At 43.6% G+C, this 20,596-nt stretch carries 13 protein-coding genes; all 13 read right to left on the bottom strand.

Going from position 1 to position 20,596, the window contains the following annotated elements:
* Positions 1–73 precede the first annotated feature (73 nt).
* Complete coding sequence (locus ACO05P_RS10330; RefSeq protein WP_421750625.1) at positions 74–1,330, bottom strand: hypothetical protein; 1,257 nt, start codon at positions 1,328–1,330, stop codon at positions 74–76.
* On the bottom strand, positions 1,327–2,340 hold the full coding sequence (locus ACO05P_RS10325; protein WP_421750624.1) for a PorV/PorQ family protein: 1,014 nt from the start codon (positions 2,338–2,340) through the stop codon (positions 1,327–1,329). The genes ACO05P_RS10330 and ACO05P_RS10325 overlap by 4 nt, the downstream gene beginning before the upstream one ends.
* 3 nt (positions 2,341–2,343) lie before the next feature.
* A complete protein-coding gene (locus ACO05P_RS10320; RefSeq protein WP_421750623.1) occupies positions 2,344–5,187 on the bottom strand; it encodes a TonB-dependent receptor in 2,844 nt (947 codons plus the stop codon).
* Complete coding sequence (locus ACO05P_RS10315) at positions 5,177–6,634, bottom strand: hypothetical protein (protein ID WP_421750622.1); 1,458 nt, start codon at positions 6,632–6,634, stop codon at positions 5,177–5,179. Before ACO05P_RS10315 ends, ACO05P_RS10320 begins: the two co-directional genes overlap by 11 nt.
* 52 nt (positions 6,635–6,686) lie before the next feature.
* Positions 6,687–8,906 (bottom strand): T9SS type A sorting domain-containing protein, encoded by a 2,220-nt coding sequence (locus ACO05P_RS10310; RefSeq protein WP_421750621.1) that lies wholly within the window; start codon positions 8,904–8,906, stop codon positions 6,687–6,689.
* Positions 8,907–8,920: 14 nt separating this feature from the next.
* A complete protein-coding gene (locus ACO05P_RS10305) occupies positions 8,921–11,098 on the bottom strand; it encodes a hypothetical protein (protein ID WP_421750620.1) in 2,178 nt (725 codons plus the stop codon).
* The gene (locus ACO05P_RS10300) at positions 11,095–12,393 is read right to left on the bottom strand and encodes a T9SS type A sorting domain-containing protein (protein ID WP_421750619.1); all 1,299 of its coding nucleotides are present in this window, start codon (positions 12,391–12,393) and stop codon (positions 11,095–11,097) included. Before ACO05P_RS10300 ends, ACO05P_RS10305 begins: the two co-directional genes overlap by 4 nt.
* Positions 12,394–12,574: 181 nt before the next feature.
* Positions 12,575–12,931 (bottom strand): hypothetical protein, encoded by a 357-nt coding sequence (locus tag ACO05P_RS10295; protein WP_421750618.1) that lies wholly within the window; start codon positions 12,929–12,931, stop codon positions 12,575–12,577.
* Positions 12,932–13,387: 456 nt separating this feature from the next.
* Positions 13,388–13,993, bottom strand: a complete 606-nt coding sequence (locus tag ACO05P_RS10290) for a hypothetical protein (protein WP_421750617.1) — start codon at positions 13,991–13,993, stop codon at positions 13,388–13,390.
* Positions 13,994–14,082: 89 nt separating this feature from the next.
* Entirely contained in the window at positions 14,083–15,840 is a 1,758-nt protein-coding gene (locus tag ACO05P_RS10285; protein ID WP_421750616.1) for a hypothetical protein, read from the bottom strand.
* Complete coding sequence (locus tag ACO05P_RS10280) at positions 15,830–16,987, bottom strand: hypothetical protein (protein ID WP_421750614.1); 1,158 nt, start codon at positions 16,985–16,987, stop codon at positions 15,830–15,832. Before ACO05P_RS10280 ends, ACO05P_RS10285 begins: the two co-directional genes overlap by 11 nt.
* A gap of 177 nt (positions 16,988–17,164) precedes the next feature.
* Complete coding sequence (locus ACO05P_RS10275) at positions 17,165–19,588, bottom strand: AsmA-like C-terminal region-containing protein (protein ID WP_421750613.1); 2,424 nt, start codon at positions 19,586–19,588, stop codon at positions 17,165–17,167.
* 42 nt (positions 19,589–19,630) lie between these two features.
* Positions 19,631–20,521, bottom strand: a complete 891-nt coding sequence (locus ACO05P_RS10270; RefSeq protein WP_421750612.1) for a pseudouridine synthase — start codon at positions 20,519–20,521, stop codon at positions 19,631–19,633.
* Positions 20,522–20,596: the final 75 nt, after the last annotated feature.

The raw sequence follows: 20,596 nt of genomic DNA, 5'->3' as shown, positions 1-20,596 counted from the left end.
GTTTTTTCCTCTCAATCTGCCCAAGGTGCTTAGTGCTACCTGCGACTTATTGAGTGAAGGTGCCCTTCATTGATTAATCGAAATCCAAAGTAAGCTTATAGCGCATGATCCGACCATTGCCGGCATCCGCCACATATACGATTTGATTGTAATAAGCGACCGCCACCGGATCATTAAATTGCATCAGTCCGGCACCGCTTCCGCCAAAGCTGGTTTTTACAAAGCGATCTACTCCGGCTGCCGCTGGTGGACGAACCCCTTCAAACCCAGTAAAGGAGAATTGATATAAGGAGTCGGTTTCGCGATCTACCACAAAGAGGTATTGGGTTCCGTCACCCGCATAGGTGATGTCGGTAGGTTGGCGAAATTTATTGGGCGAATTGATAAAGCCATCCGCCTGACTGGTATCCCCTGATGCTAAAATGCGCGGCCGGTACTCGGCTCCAAATTCAGTTTCAGCAAATTCGATGTATTGCACCTTTAAGGCATTGTCTTCTTCCAAAGAGGTGTAAAGGAAATCACTGCTGGTTTGCGCCCCAAACTGAGGGGGTTGAGTAAGGGTAGTGATGCCCGATGGATGCTCAAAAAAGTCGTTGAAAAAACCCGATGCCGTTTGAACGGAAATAGGTGAAATCAAAACATCTTCATTGCTGAAATACAGGACCGCATCATTAGGACCAAGTGGGCCGCTGCTTAACTCAGGATTATTGGGATCCGGATCGGGATTACGCACATATTGGCGACTTACGTAAAATTGGTTATTACGATTTGGGTCCTGGCTATTGCCGATAATGCCGATATGATTGAAACGCACAAAATCATTGGTACGACGCACCGGATTACTTTGAGTATAGTAAAAAGGATGTACGATCTTATTTACGATCTGCGCATTGCTAATTGCATAGCCACCGGTTCCAACCATGCGTAAGCGGTAGATGGTAGAGAAAGTCAATAAGGTATCGCCATTACCCGAATTGTAAAGGGAGTCTGAAGTTCCAATAACCAATAGGTCAAAACGACGATCTTGAATTACACTGCGAGCCCCTGGAACAGATTTACGACCGAGGATACGACCAGACTCGTCCATGGCTACTACCTCTTCGCTACCTTCATCTACTACATAGATCAAACCGTCGAAACCGGCGCATACATCGCTGGGGCGATCAAAATCGCTAAGTATAGGAAGGATGGGTACGTAGGCAATTTCGCGAACGCTATTGTCTGGCGGTACATCGATAAAATCGAGATCGGTTTTTTTACCCAGGTAATCTTCGCAAGAAACCAGGGCCAGCGCTGAAATCAATATGCTGAATAAGATAGACTTTTTCATGAGCGGTCAGCGATTTTTAATATTTGAAAACGTAGTCCAATGCTGTGCTGAATACCAATAAAGTTGGTGGGGTTGGCAGCATAGTCGATATAGAATGGATGTTGTCCTAAGCGACTGCGAAGCCCAATTCCGAAGGTGGGAATATGACGGTGACGCACGCTAATACGATAGCCAGCACGGGCGTAGAAAATCTCTTTCCAATGGTATTCAATTCCGGCGGAATAGTTCTCGGCATTGTCATTGGGATGATTCAATTGTAGGGCAGTCAATAAGCTGTGATCTCCTTTTTTCCAGGGCACCATACTAATCCCTAATTTGAAAATGGTAGGAACCACATTGGCTTCCAGACCAATTCCGGTACTACGGTTAAATGTGGTGGGAATATCGCCATCACTACCTAGAGAGGAGTTACCACCAAAGTTCTGTACCATGGCCGCAAATTTCAAGTCGCGGAAGTCGGTGCGGTACAAGAAGGCTAGGTCTACCGTGGCATTGCTATTGTGGAAACCGGCCACTCCTTCGTAAATGTATTTTACACTTACCGCAGCGCTAAATAAGGCTGAAAGCTGACGGGCATAGGTGGCACCTACCGCGATGTTGGCCACCGATACCTGGCGTCCTGTTCCCATAGGTTGAAATTCGGTACGCTCTTCCATATCGCCCGAGTTCAAGGCGTTAATGCTAAAGCTTAGAGTGCTGGTGCGATCCTTCATGGGGAAGTTAGCCGCCGCAAAAGATTGGTTTACGCCACCACCCAAAAAGAGGTGACTTAAAGCATAGCTGGTCGATTTTAACTCGGTAAGCGCCGCGGGATTATTCATCACCGAGTAGGCGTCACCTTCCAGGGCCAGGCTGGTACCGGCCAAACCCAAGGAACGGGTGCTCATATCGTTCTTTAAAAAGCTCAAGGCTGAAAGTCCTGCCCGCTCCCCACCATAGTTGGGTAGGATTTGAGCTGTGGCTGAAAAGCTGCACAGGAGGGCAAAGAGGTATAGTGCTAATTTCTTCATCTCCTAAAAGCGAAATTCGATTCCGTATAAAATTTGTCGAGGGGCCAGATAACGGGCCGGGTTCCGAGGATCTACTCCACTTTCCTGTGGGCCGCTATAGCGTGGATCACGCCAGGTAATAGGTACATCGTCTCCGTATTCGTAGGCTTGGCCTGTAACCGGATTAATAATCTGAGAATTTTTAGCATCGGCCAGGTTACGGATTTCCACACTGAGGGAAACACCTTTTCCTTTCTTCAAGCCTAAGGGCAGATTATAGCTTAATTTCAAATCAATATTGTGCCAGGGCTTAGCCTGATTTTGCAGATACTGATCAACAATGGGTTCGTAAATAGGGCGACCTAATTCGTTCGTGCGGGTTAACTGCTGCGGCGTGTAACGAAAGCCAGAGGTAAACTGATAGGAAAGGAAGGCACTAAAGCCGGTCCAGTCCATCCCTAATATAGGTAGGGTGCTATCCGGTGCAAAGATGATTCCGGTATTGATGTTCCAGGGGCGGTCGAAGGCCAAATACTGCTCACGACTTAAAGATACCTCACCATTTTGCTCAATCTGCAAACTGGATTCGCGGGCGGAGTTCGATTTACCACGAGCTACCTGATAGCCAATATTGGCAAAGCTGTTTAAATAGCGACCAATACGGTAATTAAGTCCTAATTCTACTCCGTAGATATTGGCATAATCCTGATTGATGTAGAAGTTCTTGGTGGTCGGACGACCGGTTTGATCAGCTACAATTACCCGACGCGATACGATATAATCGAAACGGTTATTGTTAAAGGCGGTAAGGCTCATGGCCAAATCCTTATTCAATTTGGATTTTAATCCAATCTCGTAGCTCACATTCACCTCGGGATCCAAATCAGGATTACCTAAGCTAGCCAGGAAAGAACGATCCTGATAGGTGGGGTCCAATCCGGCATAAATGAAACGAGGGTGTGGTAAACGCATGCTATGCCCGTAGTTAAAGTAGAGCACATTATTTTCCGTTACCGGGAAGCTCACATTAATTTTAGGCAGCAAGCGGGCTTTCCAACGCAGGCCAAATACTTCGCTGGTTTTAGCAAGATAATCTTCGCGTACCTGATCAATTACCGGAGCGCTGGGATCGTTTACAGCATCATCCACAAATTTGCCAGGTGCCCACATGTTTACCCGTAAACCCAGGGTGGCGATAATCCCTTTATAGCTGATGCGATCCTGAAGGAATACTCCAGTCTCTACGGGATTCACTGCCCAAATATCATTGCTGGAGCCAATGCTTACTGATTGGGTATAGGTACTGTCGTTGATCTTAATCGGGGCTCCTACCCAAGGGCGGGTAACGTCTACCCATTGGTATTCGGTAAAAGTATTTTGGATACCAAAGCTTAACTCATGCTGCTTATTATCGGGAATCCAGGTGGCTTTGCCATTAACACTGTATTCTTCTACATAGTGATCGTGCCAGGTAGGAGTGATACCGCCGTTATTGATTAATCCATCACCAACCGAAACGTAGTAAATACCACGGGGATCACCTGGGTTAAAAATGTCAATGGGTGAGGAGATAATGTGCTGCTCATCCAAGATCTGATCCACCGTTTCGGTACGGAAGGGACGACCATTGGCATCGGCGCGCAAATTGGTGAATAAGCGACCTACCGATACGCTCAGTCCCCAGTTTTTGGTGATGAGGTGATTAAGATTTAAAGCCGTTAAATTGGAGTGATGCGTATAAGTGGTTGCATTATCCAAATTATTACTACGGTTGTATTGGAAACCCGGCGTGAGAATGGCATCGAATCCTACAATTTGCAGAGTCCGGGTATTCTGGTTGATGTTTAGCGAATGCTGATTGGTTAAGGTCAATTTGGTGCCAGAGCGTAGCTTATAGGCCAACTTGATGGTATTGGTATACGAATTGGTATAGCGAGGTGCCCAAAATTCGGGATTGGCACTAAAGAGTGAGCTTTCCAATTGATCAGCTGTAGCGCCAAAATACTCATCGGTCATAAAGGCCGAAATACTGGCAAAGAGGGTCATTTTTTTTTGGGTGCCAGGAATGGGAGAACCGACATTTAGTTCGAAGCGATCGGTATTAAAGCTACTGGCGATATCCGAATTGCCAAGATTATCGCGCTGATAACGGCCGCTAATTTGAAACTTTTCTCCACCTTCACGGATGCGGGTATTAACAACACCAGAGCTACCTCCGCCAAATTCGGCGCCCACACCACCAGTGATAAGGTCTACACTGGCTACGGAGCTCGAATTTACATCTACACCAAAACCGGTACCGGCTAGTGGATCCTGGGCAGATATACCATCTACAATGTATTCGGTTTCATACACCCGAGCACCGCGAATTTGCAAACCATCCTGAGTTTTGATAACCCCGGCTTGCATTTGCAGTACTTCCTGCACATCGCGCACATTCATTTGTGAGATTTGCTCCTGGCTGATGGTTACCTCACTACTGGCTTTCTCAAGGCTAATTTGCTCCTTCTTACCAACAATGGTTACCTCATTAAGAGATTCGCGTTGTTCACGTAATTCGATATTGAGCACTTTGCTTTCGCCGGGCTCGAAGGAGATACCAGTAAAGAGCTTGGTTTCATAACCAATAAACTGAACCTTAATGGTGTAATCCTGCGCCTTAATGCCATTGATCACATAGTTACCATTAATATCGGCCGCGGCACCTAAATAGGTTCCCACCAAAAGCACATTGGCACCGGGTAAGGTTTCTCCGCTTTTAGCATCGGTGATAACTCCGCTTAAGGAGGCTTTTTCTTCGCTTTGAGCCTGGAGGCTGAGGCCTAAAAACAGAAAGGCCAGAAGACGGTAAAGGAGCTTAGAATTCATTATCGAAGATTTCACCGATTAATTGTTCAATAGCACCGGCATTCCGTTCAAAGCGATGAAGCTCCATACAGAAGAATACCTGAGAGATTTTTGAATTGCGACGACGAACGGCGGCCACTACTTGAGAGCTGCCATTCCATCCGCGGAAACGCGTAATTTGAGCATAGTAAAAGTCCTGCGCATCGGCGGAAGCCACCATGGGCACAACGCCAAACTCCACATTGGTAGGAGCTAATTCAGGATATAAGGTGGTGTCTACTAAATTTACCAGGGCCGAATCCGTAGTAATACGCGCTTGTGAGCCCGGAACAGTTGATACTACGATATCATCAATGGGGTAAACGGAGCGAGATTCGCTGAGATCCTGAGTGCTGGTTAATTGCGTAGTGAGGAAGTATTTACCACCATTATCCGTAAAGCGCTGAATAACCGGCGCCAGATAGTCTATAAGAGGTTTTTCATCACCCGTAACCGAATTGCGGAAATTGGTAGAAGGCAGGTTTAAAAAGGCCTGCTGATATTGTTTGAAGATCAATTGAACGGTTGGATCAAAATACTTGGGAAGATTCGCGCCCTGGGCATAACCAAAGTTCAAGAGATCGTAATTGAGGTTATTGCTTTGTAAGTAGCCTTTGTACTGGTTTTTAATACTGGAATTATGTCCAGAAACCCAAAGCATATTTACGCCACTGGTTTTAGGGCGGAAGTAGAAAACTTCAGAGGTATCCACATCGCTAATTGCATCTGCAATGTCGATAGAGCGGATGTAAACGCGATTGCTGTCGTTTACTTTTAATCCATTAATGCTGTAAGGTGCTGCGGCCGTTGATTGACCGTAATAGATTTCAGCACTGGCTTCACCGTTTTGAACATTGGTATCGGCCAGGAAGGTGATGAGGTTTTGACCGCGGTCGATTTCAACCCAGTCGCCCTCATTAATTTTCATCTCTACTGCTTTGAGGGTGTTATCCCCATCGGGATCGGAAGCTTGCCAGAAGAAAGTGGCGGCAATAAAAGCAGTATCAGATGGTCCGCGATCGTCTAAGAATGCCGCATCCGGCGGAGTGTTGATCAGCGGAACTTTTAAGAAAGCCGGGCTGGGATCGATATTATCATCATTATCAATAGCACGTACGAAGAAGCTGATATCAGCAGAGTCCTGACCCGGAGGAATGTCAAATAGGAAAACAGAATCCTGAGTAGTGGTGTACTCCCAATTCTGGTTGTCGAGCGATAGCTCGTAGCCGGAAATATAGCCATCTCCATCGGTGCCATACCAGGTAAGGCGAACAGAAGAGTTTAAACGATTCTGACCGCTAAGGTTGATTGCTTCATAGCTGATGAAGGTATCGGGTAAACCATTGCGATCAATTTCGCCTTTGCGACAGCCTGCGATGAGCAAAACCGCGCTGAGGCCCCAAAGGATGGATTTTAATTTTCCCGGCATAGGAATGAAAATTAAAAAGGGAAGCCTCCCGCAGAAGGCTTCCCTGAAATTATTAGTGGGCTACAACAACTTTAAAGCTGTTAGAAGCTCCGGTTTTAGTTTCAATAGTGTTTAATACGTAAACACCGTTCACCAAATTAGCCACATTTACTTCGTGCTGAGTAGCGGCATCGCTGCTGCTTAGGATCACACGACCATTGAGGTCCATCAAACGGAATTCAATAGTTCCATTCGCGCTCTCAATATTGAAGATGCTGCGGGCAGGGTTAGGGTAGATAGCCACTTCGGCAGTAGCTACTTCCTCGATGCTCACATTGGTAGGAACATTACATCCATTGGTGTCTAATGGAGTGCTCAAGTTCACAATGTCGAAGTTGTTACGAGGCATCAATTTGTAGTTACCGAAGCTGTACCAAAGGATACCGTGCATAGCATCCATATCCATGCTGGTATTGGTGATAACGGCAGGTACCTGAAGAGTTCCGTCATTGCTCACATAGTTAGAGTCAGCAATCAAAGAAACATAAAGGCTAGAGTTAGCGCTGGTACCGCTCTGACGGCCAGCAATTACGCGAGAAGACTGGCTGCTTCCGAAAGTAGGATCAGTAGCTACACGGTATTCAGCGAAACCTGCATTCGCATCAGTAATGTAAATTTTACCACCATTTGGGTTTTGGTAAGATACCAACATGCCTTCGTACATCTCCATATCCAAATTGGGATCTGAAGGATCGATTGCGATAGGCATAATAGTTTGACTATTGTTCAAACCTACGTAGTTGTCTACGTTCAGGTAAGTCACACCGTAAGTTTCCTGGATGGTACCAGTTACTTGAATTTCCTGATCGCGGTAAACATTGTCTAAGTCCTGATTAGGGATCAAAGCGATACCCGCGTAGATGGTATCATTAGGGTCTTGTAAGTATACATACTCTAAGTCACAGCCTTTACGAGCTGAGGTGATGAAACCACGTACAGTTACAGTTTGACCTTCGAATACGCTAGATCCGGTACCGTTTCCGCTAAACTGAAGATCGAAAATGCGTAAACCATTATCACGAACTGCGTAATGATTGAAGTTAGGGTTAGTTTGACTGGCAGGGCTAGCAGGGAAGATCACTGCAGAACCATCATTGTCTACCGCACGGATATAATAGCGTACCAAAGTGTTGTTAGCTTGAGCAGGAACATAGTACTCATAAGTAGTTCCACTAGCCAAGTTCATATTAACAGCGCTAAAAGATCCGGTAGGAGTAGAGCCATTAGCACTCCAGAACAATTGTACAGTATCGATAGTACCATCAGCATCAGAAATGTCGGCACTGATTAATACTGAATCGCTGCTGCTAGGAATTACTGGGAAATGGAATACATTGGCAATAGCAGGAGCGCTGGCACCTACTTCATAGTGAGTAGAGTCGAATGGGTTGATTTCATAACCACGACCAGTACCACCAGTACATCCGTTACCTGAGTGACGAACAATACCTTTTAATGAAGAATAGAAAGTACCTACAGAAGGAGCTACGAAAGAACCGGTTCCGTTAGAAGGTGAGTTAGGGTTTACAGTGCTGAAGGAAGGAGTTTTCTGAGCTAAGAAACGGTCAGAAACGTTAATCACATTACCAGCAGCGTCTGCTACGTTGAAGCTTACACGGTTTCCACTAAAAGGAATTACCTGCACTACAGTTACGTTTTGCAATTCAACGAAGCTGTTTTGCCAGTATTCACCGCTCTGTACATTGTTTACACGCTGGGCATCGTTTAAGTCACCTAAAGGAAGGGTCTTAGGAACGAAAGCCGAGCTGGGTAAATCGCCAGAAGTAAGAAGGGTAACTGAGTTTACGTCTAAAGTGGTAAGCTGAGTATTGTTCTCATATTGCTCTACAATGGCAGTTACTTCTACTTTATCACCTTGGAATAAGGCGGTAAATCCTGGAATTGGCTGAAGGTTTCCACTACCATCGGTGTAAACACCCATCACTTCGATTCCACTTAATGAATCTACAACACCACCCATGGCAGTATCGATCATGTAAATGAAAGGACGGTTACCACCTTGCACAGAACCTGAGGCTACTTCAGATAGACCACCATCAGTAACAACGTGCGCACGGAAGCGAACGGTATCTCCCAAATAAACGGAAGTATCATTACAAGCAGCCAGGTCAATTACCTGGTTAATTTGCTGAATAGTAACCAGAGGGTAGCTCTGGGCACTTAAAAGGCTGGTCATGAAAAGACCTAAGAAGAGAGGAAGTAATTTTCTCATCACTACTACATTGTTTACTTAATTATCACAAATTTTCCGGTGAACTTTTCACCACTATCTAAATCTTCTACAGAGTACATATAAAGGCCACGACTGATGATCTGACTTTCGATGGAAAGCAGGTCCCAGGCATGTTCACCTCCACTGAAGCGGTTTTCGCCGGCATCTTCGGCGCCAAAGGTGCGGAACCAGCGGGTATCACTACCATCGTAATCTTCGTCGTGACGGATCTCATCAATAAAGTCACCTCCCGTGGTATAAATTCGGATTACACAGCGGGCCGGTAAATTGGCGAAGATGATCTTACGACTTTCTTCCTGGAAGTTGGATTTTCCTTCCCATGCTGCGCCATAGTAATAAGGATTGGGATATACGAAAGGTGCATCAGCTCCCATATCTTCATTGGGGCCAGTTCCAGCGAAAGCCCGGTTGTTATTGGCCAGGAAAGAACTTTCCAGAGATTCGAGATTTCCCTCAGGGTTACCTTCATCAAAGGCCGTAACTGCCGTGGCATACTGCCAGCCATTAGGAATATTGTCAATCACATAGCGATAGTGATAAGCCGTAGTGTCGTCTTCGAAATAATAAGGTTGATCCAATTTGATACTGCCAAATCCGGTTTCATTGAAAAGGTTGTTTCCGGCCTTATCGTATTGAGCAATTAGGCTGAAGTCCCGTGCTAAATCCGGAACACCCGTAACATCAAAGCCTAATTTGGATAGGTATAAACGATAGCCTTCAAAGTCTTCGCGATTGGAAATAGGGTCGATACTGCGCTCGGCATTATCCGACCAGTAGATTTCAATTTGACCATCGCCTGGTTCTACACGGGTATAAGGGATATTGGGAGGAGAGGGTAAAATGAAACGAGTAATTTCACCATCGCCATCATTGTCTTCACCTGGATCTAAAAGGCCATTAAAGTTTTGATCTTCTCCATTAAAGGCTTGTTGCGCCCAACCTGCATTGGTGATTAAATTGGCGCGCTGCACCTCATTATTGTCGGTATTGGGATTGCCATCTTCGTTTTTCTTCGCGAATACATAAGCGAAGGATACTTCAATCACATCACCGGGGGCAAAGCTGCTAAAAGGGCCAGCCGCCAATAAATCCGAACGGTTACCGGAGGCGTTTAATTCGGCCTGGAAATTCCGACCATTACAGCCAGGATCATTGGGATTATTCCAACAAGGACTTTGGTTTAAGCCCTGGGTCATTTTTTGGTAGCGATCGTTTTCCGTGGTTGGGAAGGCGAAATCAGCACTAAAGTCATTGAAAGCCCAGGCATTGTAGTTTACCAGGAACTGATCTAATTCCCAAGCTCCATTAATAGGATTGTAATTGGAGTCGAGGTCTGGGTGGTGGAAACCTTCTTTATCTGTCGCTCCTAAGAATTTCTGCCCTACATAACTTTCGGTAAAACCGGGATCTCCATCGGCATCAAAGCAATAAGCCAGGTGGAGGCTGTCCATAAATCCATTACCACCGCGATTGTAAAATGCGGAGCCACCAGCACCGGCGGGAGTGATGTTTACATTGCGCACTACGGTATTATTCCACAGCGCGGTGTATACATCATCATAGGTGTTTTGCCCATCGTTATAGAAACGCAGATTTACGATCACCATAAAGTCGGTGAAATTGTAATTCCAGTTATAGGTTTCCATTTCCACACGCACACCCATAGGGCGGGTATGGTCGTTAATGGGAATTTGAGTTCCGGGCACCACAATGCTTTTATCGCTGAAAGTGGCTATATAATCTTGATGGGAAATTGCGAAGGGATCGAAATAGCGGCTATCAAAGAGGCTACTGCGCTCTTGCAAGTTTCGGGCATTCCCAGTAATAGAAGTGTCTACGTGAAATTCGAATCCACCACGACCGGGAGCATAGCCTTGTGGGGCATCATAAGCGGAGGTCGATACTACAATCTGACCGCCGTTTTCTTTTCCACCAATCCAGATACCGCCTTCAAAAAGGTGTTCCACACCCGAACCTGCTGGATACTCAGCGCTAGGATTGCCCGTTCCATCGCGGTAACCCCGGAAGGCATTTCCGAAAGTACCCAGATTAGTTACGTTTAAACGCACATTACTGGCATTGGTGGTTTTTTCCTGATAGCTCTGGGCCATCAGGCTGTAGCCTGAAAAAATCAGACTGAATAGAGTTCCGATACGAAGAATCTGCTTCATCGTTTAATCACTTTGCGGGTTTCCAGAATCTCAGCGCCATCTGAAACCTGGATTAAATAAATACCATTCTGCCAGACGCTGCAATCGATACTTAAGCGGGCTTGTGCTTCGCTGTTCCAGCTGCCGATCATTTGTCCGTTAATGCTCAAAACTTTTACCTGAACCGACTTTTTAGCCATCAGACCACTAAAGTTAATCACTAATTGATTTTCAATAGGATTGGAGAAAGTCCAGGCTTTACGGGCCTTTTCAATTGGGCTTAAGCCGATACCGGAAACGGTGGCTTCGAGTTCCAGTTCCACGGGTAAGTGATCACTGAAATTGTAAAGAGCCGAAGCTACAGTAGTGTTTACAGAAACATTATTGTTGGTGCTTAAGCTTCCTCCGCAGCAGCTGCTTCCATCTTGACCCACCGCACGGTAGTCGATAAAATCTAAGCCATCGCTATTATTTTCGATAGCATCTGAAATGAGGATGAAGTCAAAACGATCATCCATTCCCCCACCACTAAAACAGCCACTGCTGCTGGCATGGGTACTTTGGGTATGATAAGCGGCAAAATTGCTATTGTTGTTCCAACTGCCTAATTGATTTTCGGGATCATTAAAGCTAATGGCAGGATTCGCAGTGTAATTAATCAGGTTTTGGAAAGCGGCTTGATTGGCGCTGTATACATTTAAGTCGCCGGCAAAAAGCACATTGTCATCCGGTATATTTTGGTCGATATAGTCCATTACCGCGGCGGTAGCGCGGGCACGCTCAGCGGCATCGGTACTGCTGTTTCCGGCTTTTAAGTGGGCCACTCCAATAGTGAAGAAAACGGTATCCACACCAGCCGTTCCTAATCCGGCATCTTTTACATAAAGACGGTAGAAGTCAATTACCCGAACCAATGGACTTTGATTGATGTCGAGATTGATTGAACTCTGTGAGGCTAAAACCAACTTTTCCTTATTGTAGAAAAGCATGTTTACCAATCCACTAGAGCTGTTATTGCTGCTGCCGGCACGATCGTAATAGCTTATGCCATTTACATTAAAAATGTCGCTAAGCATTACCAGTGGATTCACAGGGTTATTACCCAGTTCATTCACCACCATAACATCGGGGGCGAGGTAAGAAACGATGGTTTGTAAATCAGCATCTCGCTGAGCGGCGGTACGACTATGGTTACAGGGTGCTGAACCCGTTTTGTAATACATTAAATTGTACGAAACCACTTTAATAGTTTCTGTTTGGGCCTGGGCCTGCAGAGCTAAACTGCAAAGAATGAGACCGATATAGCTTCTAAACATACCTACCGATTGGGGCGCGAAGTTACAAAAGCTATTCTTGCGAATGTTAAGGGAATCTTACCTTGTGCGGATGGGATTAATAACCTCCCAAAAGACTTTCTAAAAAATGGGCGATGAGAGGCTTAAGGGTTTGATAAATAGCGTTTTGTGGGCTTTTAAGGATCTCATTGAAATCTCTAGCTTAGAGATAGATATAACTTATTCCAATGGAGAAGGTGCCAAGGTAGCTGGCCTGATTCAAATTTGATAAGATTCCTGTAGTGCTCAGGAGAAGACCCAGGTAGTTTTTGGGGTTAATTTTATAGAGGTATCTAAAGCTAGCCTTCAATTGTAGGTCGATATAATTTAAGTAGTTAAGATTACTTAAATTATATTGGAAGTTACTTTCATTTATGTGCTTAAAGCTTTGCCTAAGGTAGATTGGGGTGGATAAACTAAAGCTTAAACCACCGTGAAAGGAGTGTTTTTTAGTGGGGATGAAAGGACTTAATTTCCCGTAATAAACTCCGAATCCAGTGCTAAGATTGACCTGTTGCATTTCTGTAAGAATGCTAGTATATGTGGGAGTTTTAGTTATATACCCATAGCGGAAACTCAAATAGTCTAAATGTGAAAATTCGATTCGTGAATTTTGATAATGTTTATAAAATGTGCTAAGGTTAAAACCACGGTAAAATGGCGAGTGTTTTGTGAGTCTTTTATGTTTACTCCAATTAAAATTTAAGGTGCTAAAATGAATTTGATTATTCTGATTGGCTTTAATTGAAGGTCTAAGGTCGTAATTGCTTGTTTCCCCATATTCTACGCTAAATTCAGTGAGTTTCTCCTGGCTCAATATAGGAGAGGTGAAAATGAGGTTTAAGAAAACGAGGTGGCGAAGGAAAACCTTTGTCATTGTAAAATCAAGTCGGATTATTTACAAATTCGTAATATTCAAATTTGCTGCTAAGCAGGATTTGACAATTTCAATAATAAGTTAAACTCAAGTATGGAGTTATGGAAGGCTCAAAAAATGGTATGATAACCTTAGTTGGGCGCCAAGATACCCTGTTCGCCATAAATTACTATCTCGGGTTCTTATTGATCCGGAGAAAGAGAGATTAAATTGTCTAACCCTAAATTTTAGGCCTAAATCAATTTTCTGGAGGTAGTTTATTTGTGACTGATATGATTCAGCTATAAAAACCTCATTAAGATAGTATTTAAAACTTGTAGGATTGTAGTTCGCTATATCTAAGTTTATAGTTGCCTGAAGTTTTGAATGAATTTCGTAGGAGATTTTAAGTGATAGGGTGTTTTCATTACTTCTAATTATCGCTTTGTTGCTGTTAAAAGGAGGTGGGTCGATCTCCGTGGATTCTTCATATGAGTTTTTGCCGTAAGACAGATTAGAACTAATCTCAGCTCCTAAATTTAGTTTCCCATTAACAGGTGTCCAGATGCTTGCGAAGATGCTTGGGCCAAGCATTATTGGATTGCTTAAACGTGAATTTTGAAATATTGAAAATCCAGCCCCAATTTCATAATCAAAAGTTGTCTGTTGAGCAAAGAATGAGTATGGAGTTAAAATAGCTACAATTGATAATAAGATTTTACTCATTTCTAATAGAGGTTGTTTGTAAGTGCTTTTAACTCATTTTCTGCTGGTTGATAAATGCTTTACCTAGAAACGTTGATTGACAATTATAATTATTGGAATAAAATTAATTCATTGAATATTCCGTTAACTCGAACTAGAGCCATACCAGAGTATTGTAATGAAACGTGGTTTTCTCCGGGGTTAATTTGACCATTGTACAATAATTTACCATTGATGGAATAGATTTTTATTTCCACTACATTCTGTTCACTTGAGAGAACCTTAAGTGGGGTGCCGCTTGCGACAGGGTTTGGGCTTAATGAGAATTGTGTGGTGTCAAGTTGCTCTGAGGATGAAATGGAAAAATTAGAAATAGTTCCATTTTTACTCAGTTCTTCTTCTTGTAGTCGACACTCCTCGTAAATGCGTAATTCAATAAAGGATCCTTCGGTTGGTTTTAAGTCTACAGAAGGTTTGAGTTCAATCGCTTCGCCGCTATAAATTGTTTTCTCAGAGCTCCCATTCCAGAGGTTAGATCCGTGAAAAGTAACAGTTAATTCCTGAGTAGTTATGTCTGATAATGCATTGTATTGGTTGGTGTTAGTTATGTTCAAATTACCAGGGTCGCAACAATGATAGTCGAAGGGTATTGGAGGTGAGTAATACCTTTTGTCAATGCAATTTGATGCATAGGCATCACTTGAAGTGCTACTGAAACCTATGTAATTAATTGCTCCTATAAAGAAATGATGTTCGGTGCAACTTCGTATTTCAAGCTCATATGTGTAGGTCTCATTTAGAATGGCCGAAGTGCCGCCATTCCATTCTCCTTCCCATGTTAAGATGAATGCTTTTCGATTGGGGTCAGGGTTATTTGAGACGTTATGTAGTCCCATGGGGTCCATAAACTCCTTAATGTATTCATTGCCTGCCCATTCTGATCTTATGGTGAGTTTTACATATTGTGCGTTTTCTACAGCGAATAACCAGCATTTCGATTGACCTTGAATTGTTCCAATACTTAAATAATCATCTATGACTTTCTCCTGCAAGTTATGTTCAACTTCTGTGTCTGAAAAATATATTAATTTTTGATCACTTAAACTTGGAGTGCATGGATGGGTGCAAAAATCTGCGAGTTTGAAGTTGTCAAATAGCACATAGCGAAAGGAGCAGTTTATCCCACCATAATTGGAGAGATCTACATTTCGGCCAACCTCAACAACGAAATATTCAAATTCACTGTGTTCAACTGAAAAGGAGTATTGGACATTATGCCAATCAAATTCTGAATAATCATCAAGGTTGAATGATGCAATTAAATGAATTTCCTGATTAGCCAATATAGGATGTTTTTTAGCCCGGTACTCCTCAGTGCAGTCTCTTCTTTCTAGCCAATCACCCTCTTTTTCATATTTTACTTCGTCTCTTGCTAAGTAGATATTTATAGACGATCCCTGATTGCCAACAGAACCGCCAGGTCCGTTATCGGATATTAGGAAGTCGAATGAACCCATATATAGTTGGCCAGCTAGAGGCTTTTGAGACATTTTTTGTTGGAATAACTCGAAATCAAACGCGCCAACATACGAAATCCCATCAGTGGCATTTACAATAGTGTTTGAGTTATTGATGACATGGGTGTGGCTGTTTAAAGTATAGAGGTCGGGTGAATGTGTTGTCTTATCCCCTTGAGTTGGATCACTTTGTGTTCTTGATGTCCAATCGTTTGCTTTATCAAATTGGGCAGCATACGTAGGGGAGCTAGTTCTATTCTCAAAGCTTGGATTTCGAAGAAGCTCTTGGGAGGAGATTCGATTGGTTAAGCCTAGAATTATTAACAGGATTAGAACGTTTCTAGCCTTCATTTTTCACTTGTTTTTCAAGTTCCAATACTCTCAAAGTTAATTCTTCAATTTTCTCAAGGAGAATCTTGTTCATTTCTCCTAGATCTACTCCTTGTTCAACGACTTCTTGAGCGCTTGGTACCCCAGGTAAATGCTTATGTTCTTTTATGAAGGCCTCAAGCTCTTCAGAGCTTTGAAGTTCGTAATCAGGGGCGAAGACATAATCTGCCCAATCATTTTCTGAAGCAATGTCAATCCGCACTCTTTCTGTTCTTATTCCATCTTGAACGTAAAGTCTAAACATTCCGTCTGGATTGTATGGAATGGTCCAGTTTAAACTTGGACCTATGTGGACCGTACCAGCATTTGAAACAGTGAATACACGTCCGTTATTCATAGCTGCTCCAGCAGGTCTTTGTCCGGTCCGGATTTCAAGTGCAAAATCATGATTTCGATAACCATTGTTCTCTATTAATAGCCCTTGTATCTGATCTGCATCCCCTTCATTTGGCGATTCTAAGTTACTGATAATGTGTAGAGCTGCCTGTGGGTTTTCATTGTTGATGCCAACTTTATTTTCTGGACTTAAGCTTAAAATAGGATTAAGAATAGTTGAACTTTGTTGATAGGAAAAACTGAAGGGAGTTAATTCATTGTTTTCCCAGACCAAACTTGGCTTACTTGAAGTGTTAGTGTTATTTGATGTTTCTAATTTAATTCTGCCGAAGTTAGGGTCATAAATGCCCAAGTTGCTTTCAATGGATAGCTGTGTGCTCGAGGTGCCAGTCAAATTGAAAATCGAACCAATAGTTGTTCGTCCGTTTGGGCTAATGTTAAAATTGGTTTCGGTAAGTCCACTGGAAGTCGTGTTATTTCTAAATACAAAGGGAGTCGTGCAGGTTCCTTCGTCTCCCGAGCTTTCCGTTCCTGGTGCAGATGGACCTTCTCCAGAACTTGCTTCAGAGCCTAAGTTGGATTCAATTAAAATTGCGGCTTTGCAGTTCAGCTGTTCTGGATCATCACTAATGTGCAATCTTGCAGTTGGGAAATCTTGATTGAGCCCAAGGTTACCAGTGTTGTTTGAGGATTGATTTGATGGAAGGGATACTTGAGCGTTAACATTGCTAAGTAATAGCATTAATATGCAAAAAACGTAAACTGATTTCATGGTTAAAATTTTTGTAAATTTATATTTTAACCAATTAATACCAATTTTTTAAATGTTAAATTGACGGGGAAATTGCGTGGTATGTGGATTTAAAAATCATTGAAAAATAAAGTTACAGTATGAGTAGGAGGCTGGAATGGTTAGTTGTTAATAAGGTGTACTATATTTAATAATTCATTAACCTTCATCCCATTCAAACTTAAGGCCGGTGTCCTTCTCCTTTTTCTCTTCTTTTTTCTTGAAGAGTCCTTTGATCTCCTCACCCTGTTTCCTCAAGCTTTCCTTTACTGAGCTGCCCATGGCTTCGCCGTCAATTCCGATTTGAGGATCGTCTACCGTGCCACCGATCCGAATGGGAATTCGGTGATCGTCATCGCGCTTAGAAACGGATAAATGCTCTTCAAATTCTTTGTTGCCAGAAGTCTTATCGCGCTTTGCAAAAAGCACATCGCCCAATCGCATGGTAATGATGTACTCAATTTCATTCTCGAAATTATGGGTGCCACTTAAATTCAAGTTCAAGACATTGCTGGCAATGGCCATATCCGGAATTCGAATCTCACCATTGGCGATGGTAATGGTGTTCTTAAGGGTATTAAAGCTTACGTCTTTCAGTTCATCTACTTCCGCAAAACGAGAGAGCGCTTGCAGGGGCTCATAATTTCGGAGATGCCCTTGATCAATTTGCATCTCACTAAGCACTTCCAAACCATTGGGGTCTAGTTGTAAATCCGGGCTAATTGGTGCTTCGATTTTGGCCTCCAAGCTTAAGCGACCTTCCAGATTATCGGCGGTAATGGTCTCCTGACTAAAATTGTCGAAGCTTTTAAATACCGAGGCCACTAAAACATTGCTTGCCTTTAGCTCGGCTTGAAAGTGGAAGCTGGAATCTTCCGGGGTGCGCAGCACAAATTTTCCCTGGTAGCGTCCTTCATCCGCTAAAAGCGAAATGCCTTCACCGCTAATCGCCCGACGATTGATAAATACCTGTCCTTTTAATTCCTTGGCATTAAAATTTCGGAATTTGAACTCATGCAACTGAACTCGGGTACGAAGGTCCAGGCGTTTCTTCCAATCCAAGCTCAAACTATCATCCTCTGAGCTATTGCCTTCGGAAAGGAAATCTTGCAAATCAAAATATTGGGAGACAATAGAAGCTTCCGCTCCCAGCGTACTCAAGCTGTCACTGATAAATCGCAGGGGTCGGATTAAGCGCCCTTTTAAACTTAGATCGCTGTTGCCGTGTTTAATAAGGAGGGTATCGATCTGTAGATTTTGTTTCAGGAAGCTACCTCTGCCTAATTTGGATTCGAAGGCGAAATTATCGCCGATTTCCATTTCCAAATTTTCCCAATCCATGGAGCCGTCGATTTTAGCTCTGGCCAGGGCTATACCTCCCAATGACTGCCAGTCGGGGAAGCTGCCATCAATATTCAGATCAACTTTGCAGTGACCGGATTTCATTTGCCATTCTTCCGGAAGTAAGCCTGCCCAGAAATCCTGATCTTCATCAATATTGATGTTTAAGTTAAGTTGTGGTTTGAGCAATTGGCGAATGGTGCCTCGAATTTGCACTTGATCCGAATGGCTTTTTAAATCGCGAATCTCTAAGCGATCAAAGGCACCCTGGCGATAATACTCCAATTGAGCTTCCAAATCCTTAAAATGGAATTCTCCACTCTTAATGGTAAGATCTTCCACTTGTGTGAATAGCTCTGTGCGTAGATCTGTATTTTCACGGATAATGAACTGGGCTTTAATAGCAGCTTTTCCTTGCAGATCCAGGTTCTCTGGCCATTCTAAATTTAGAACGGCATAGATGTTTTTAATTTGCTGCAAATCCAAAGCCTGGTGTTCCAATTTAAAAAGGGAAGGAGACCCGGTATTAAAGCTGGCCTGAAGATTATCAATCGTGGCCAATTGCAGTTGCTGGGCAACTAATTCAAACTCTTCACTGCCTTTAAGGCTGAAGGCGCCATCTACTATTATAGGATTTTGCAAATAGTGCTCCTTTCCGGATTTAAAGCTTTCGGCCTGCGACTGTATTTGGAAATCCAGATTCCAATCCGATCCACCAAAACGACCCGCGGCTAATAGGTCGCTAATAAATCCTCTCAGCGATAATTCTTCATCCTGATAGTGATAGCGAATATTCTTAAGCTTAATGGACTCCAACTTTACAGCCGCTTGGGAGTCACCAGAGCCTTCTTTAAAGATCGACCAGTTATTGAGCGCTCCGTTTTTAACCAGATTAAGCTGGCCATTTTCCAGGCTAATACTACTGATCGGAATCTCAGAGTCGAACATGTCCCAGATCCGAAACTCCACAAAGAGATCTCCGGCATAAAACAGGGTGTCACTTAAATCGCGACTGCCAGCCGTGTGCACAGCTTGCAGGCGAATTGCGGCTTTGGGAAATTTACGCAGGGAAATACCGGCCTCTTTTACCTGAATTTCGGTTTCCAGGTTTTCATTGAGGCTGGCAAATACCAATTCCCGGATTTGATCCTGACGGAAATAGAGTAGGGCAAATGTTAATCCAAAGATGAGCAGGAAAATTCCTGTTATCCAGGCAAATATTCTGAGGATCCGTTTCAACATATACTTCTATGTCTAAAGCAGAACGTCAAAGATGCATCTTTATTAATGCATCATCAAGGTGTTAACCTCTTTAGGGTTCAATTTGCGCCATTGGCCTCTGCGCAGGTTCTTCTTGGTGATACCTGCAAATACAGTACGGTCGAGCTTGGTTACGGTATAGCCTAAGTGTTCGAAAATGCGACGTACAATGCGATTACGACCACTGTGTAGAACCACTCCCACGTGGTTGCGATCCTTACCTTCTACAAAGGCGATATCATCCACTTTAATCGGACCGTCATTGAGTTCCAGGCCTTCGGCAATGGCGTGAAAATCTTTTAAATCCAGATTTTTATCAAGGGTAACATCATACACTTTCCGGGCCCCATGTGATGGATGGGTAAGACGTTTGGCGAAATCACCATCATTGGTGAAAAGCAAAACACCGGTAGTTTGACGATCCAAACGACCTACGGGGTAGATCCGCTCCGGACCGGTTTGGGCCATTAAATCCATCACCGTTTTACGGGCCTTAGGATCATTGGTGGTGGTGATAAATCCTTTGGGTTTATTCAGAACATAATAAACTTTGGCTTCGCGGCGAATTTCGCTGCCATTAAAGCGCACCTTATCGCGAGGCGCTACTTTATAGCCCATTTCTTGAATAACCTTGCCATTTACCTCTACCAAACCAGCGGCAATCAAATCATCGGCTTCGCGACGAGAGCAGATTCCGGCATTCGCTAAGAAACGGTTTAAGCGAACATTATTGTCGCCACCCGCTACATTAGCTTTGGTTTTAGTAACGTACTTACTGTCGTTGTCCTGCTCCTTACGCTTAAAAGGTTTGCGACCGGATGGACGGGAATTACCATTCGAAGATTTAGGTCCTCTGGAATTGGAATTTGAGTTGCGGGAACGGGATTGGTCCCTGCGAGAATTGTTTCGGCTCATGCGTTTAAATTTTGCACAGCCCTTATCGCCACTGCCGGTTCACACCGGGAACGCTTCAGGCTTATTTTCGGCCGG

The organism is Croceimicrobium sp. (genome assembly GCF_965228705.1).
Classification (GTDB): Bacteria; Bacteroidota; Bacteroidia; order Flavobacteriales; family Schleiferiaceae; genus Croceimicrobium.
The sequence above is the reverse complement of the archived record's forward strand: the minus strand, read 5'-3'. Positions and strand labels throughout refer to the sequence as shown.